2 protein-coding genes are annotated in these 3,039 nt (G+C 59.7%); both read right to left on the bottom strand.

The window, feature by feature from the left end:
• Positions 1-374 precede the first annotated feature (374 nt).
• The gene (gene recD / locus NP596_RS20760) at positions 375-2,282 is read right to left on the bottom strand and encodes an exodeoxyribonuclease V subunit alpha (RefSeq protein WP_256617294.1); all 1,908 of its coding nucleotides are present in this window, start codon (positions 2,280-2,282) and stop codon (positions 375-377) included.
• On the bottom strand, positions 2,279-3,039 hold a 761-nt coding region (locus tag NP596_RS20755; RefSeq protein WP_256617293.1), incomplete at its 5' end, for a PD-(D/E)XK nuclease family protein. The genes recD and NP596_RS20755, both read right to left, overlap by 4 nt.

Below are 3,039 nucleotides of genomic sequence, written 5' to 3'. Positions count from 1 at the left end.
GGTGCCGGCCGGCCCGCCGGCAACCAGGGCTTCGCCGGTGCGCATGATGATTCGATTACTCATGGTGTTCTCCATATAAAAAGGCTACGAGGATATAAAAACTTACGCTGTTCTGCAAAGCTGCCGCGTGTTTTATAGTCGGCACACGTCAAATTGCTGCTTTTTTTGTCCCACTCCGATACCCATCCTGAGGATGCTGTTGTAAAAGCCAAAATGTAGGTTGGGTTAGAGTCGCGTAACCCAACAAAATCAAACCGTTGGGCTTCATTGCATTCAGCCCAACCTACCTTTTACGACAACCTCCTGAGGACGATGGAGCGGATGTGCTGAAACTTCAACTGCGGAAACTATAACCTCGTAAAGCCTCCGCGAGTTTAGCGGATACTGTTGAGTATGGCCTGCTTAAACACCTCCGGGCGGCTTTCCAGCAAGGTAAATTGCGCCTTGGCGCGGGTGATGCCGGTATAGACCAGTTCGCGGGTCAGCACCGGGCCGCGGGTTTCCGGCAGCACCAGCGCTACATGCTGGAATTCGGAACCTTGGGATTTGTGTACCGTCATCGCAAAGGCGGTTTCCGCATCCGGCAGGCGCATCGGCGATACCCAGCGTATGTTGCCGCCGCTGTTTTCGGCATCGGGAAACACCACCCGCAGCTTGCCGCCGGCGTCGGCCAGAGCGATGCCGATGTCGCCGTTCATCAGGCCCAGATTGTAATCGTTGTGGCTGATCATTACCGGCCGCCCTGGGTACCAGAGTGCGGATTTTTTGCCGGGAAACAACCATTGTTCGATGCGTTGATTCAGGCCTTCCACGCCCCAGTCGCCGCGCCGCAAGGCGCACAGCAGCCGAAACCGGTCGAAGGCCTGCAAGACTTCCCATGCCCAGCGATCGTAATCGGCCGGATCTGGCGGCGGCTGGCGCATGATGCGCCGATAATGCCCGTAGCCCGGCGCATCGCCGGCTTCGGCCGTGATCAGTTGTTGCAAGCGCGCGTCGGCCGCGTCGGATAACAGCAGGTGTTGTAAATCCGGATAGCCTGCTTTGTCCGCCAATATGTCTTGTGCCAAGTCGGCATCGCCAAGGTTTACCGCCCTTGCCAGTTGGCCGATGCCGCTACGGGCGCCGAAGCGGTGGCTGTGGCGCAGCATCGCGGTTTGCTGGTTAATGGCCGAGCCTGCTTCGGCACCCGGCAGAATTGCGCCGGCATATCGGCTCAACCATTGTTGCGCGGCTGGGTCGTAAGCGGCACGTTCGGCACCCCGGCATAAATCGCCCATCACGGAGCCGGCTTCCACCGACGCCAATTGGTCTTTATCGCCCAATAAAATCAATTGCGCCGTGGCCGGTAGCGCGTCCAGTAACGCCGCCATCATTTCCAGATCGATCATTGAGGCTTCGTCGACGATGACGATGTCCGCCGGCAGCGGATTATGCCGGTGATGTTGAAAGCGCCGGCTATCGGGGCGGCTGCCCAGCAGCCGGTGCAATGTGGCGGCTTTTTTCGGAATCTGCCGCCGGATATCGTCCGGCAGCGCCAGATGTTCCAAGGCGTTGGTTATCGATTCGCTGACCCTGGCCGCTGCCTTGCCGGTAGGGGCCGCCAGCAAAATGGCCAGCTTGCGTTGCTGTTCGTCGGCGGCCAACCGGATCAACAGGCTCAGTAACTTGGTCAGCGTGGTGGTTTTGCCGGTGCCGGGGCCGCCGGTAACGATGGCAAAGCGGGCCCGCAAAGCCAGCACGCAGGCGATTTTCTGCCAGTCGGGTTGTTCCGGGCCGCTGTCGAACAAAGCGGACAAGCTGGCTTGCAGGCTGGCGGGCAAGCTGTCTCTGGCCGGCCGTAAACGCAGGCCGATTTCGCTATCCAGAATTTGCTGATACCGCCAATAGCGGCGCAGATACAAGCGAGTGCCGTGCAACACCAGCGGCGTATTGCCTTCGGCGGCGGCTATCAGGCTGGATTGCGCCAGCGTCCGTAGCCAGTCGGCTAGGGTATAGGCGTTGAAAAGTGCTAATTCCCGGCCGCTTGCTTCGTCCTCGGCGCAGCGGACGTCATCGCCGGGAATTGACAGGGCCAGGCCGGGGTTGGCGCCGAGTTTTTCCAGATCCAGATACACTTCGCCGCGTCCCAGCTGATGGCTGACCAGCGCGCCGGCCCATACCACGCCGTCGGCGGCGGCCGGTTCCAGGTCGAGTAAAAAACCGGCAAACGCATGGTCCAGGCGGCTCAACCAACCCAAGGCCACCCAATGTTCGATGCGCTCCAATACGGCTGCTTGACTCATGCCGCCATGCCCGTTACGGATTCGCCGCAAAACAGCCCGTCCAAGGTTTCGATCAGAATTTTAGGCGGCTTGAACAACAGCCTGCCGGCGCCGGCGGCTTGCGCGCCGCGCAAAAACAGATATACGGCGCCGCCGATATGTTTATCGTACGCATAAGCATCGCCCAGCCGGGTTTTCAGCAAGCGGTGCAGCGCCAACAGATACAAAACCGCTTGCAGGTCGTAACGCTTGTTCAGCATGGCCTGTTCCAGTTTGTCCTGGCTATAAGCCTCGGCATCGTTGCCCAGGGCGTTGAATTTGTAGTCCAGTACATAATATTGGCCGTTGTGGACAAACACCAAGTCGATAAAGCCTTTCAATAGTCCGTTGATTTGCTTGGCCAGCAAACGCGGCCGGGTTCGGCCGGCAAAGCTGTGCCGGCATACCCAGCCATCGATGGCCGGCGCGTCGACATTGTCGGCACCCAGCAAAAACTCCATCTCGGCCTGGTATTCGGCAGGGGCCAGTCCGGACAGACTGACGCCGTCCGGCGCCGTTACAGGCAAGGCCAGCCACTGCCTTAAAGCCCGGCCGATTTCTTCCCGACTATTGTTCCAATCCGGCTGTTTAAAAATAGTATCCACCAGTTGCCCGGCCAGTTCCGGATGCGATTGCACGCGGCCGAATCCCAGTTGAGCGCATTGCTCCATCAACTCGTGCACCAATACGCCGGGGCCGGCGCCGCGCGGCAGGGCGTGAATGCCGCGAGCCACCGGCG

This window comes from Methylomonas rivi (genome assembly GCF_024505165.1).
In the GTDB taxonomy this organism is placed as follows: Bacteria; Pseudomonadota; Gammaproteobacteria; order Methylococcales; family Methylomonadaceae; genus Methylomonas; species Methylomonas rivi.
This window is presented reverse-complemented; position numbering and strand designations above follow the sequence as displayed.

Coding starts and splice junctions, on each gene's coding strand:
- recD (WP_256617294.1), bottom strand. CDS start 2,282: ATGAGTCAAGCAGCCGTATTGGAGCGCATCGAACATTGGGTGGCCTTG.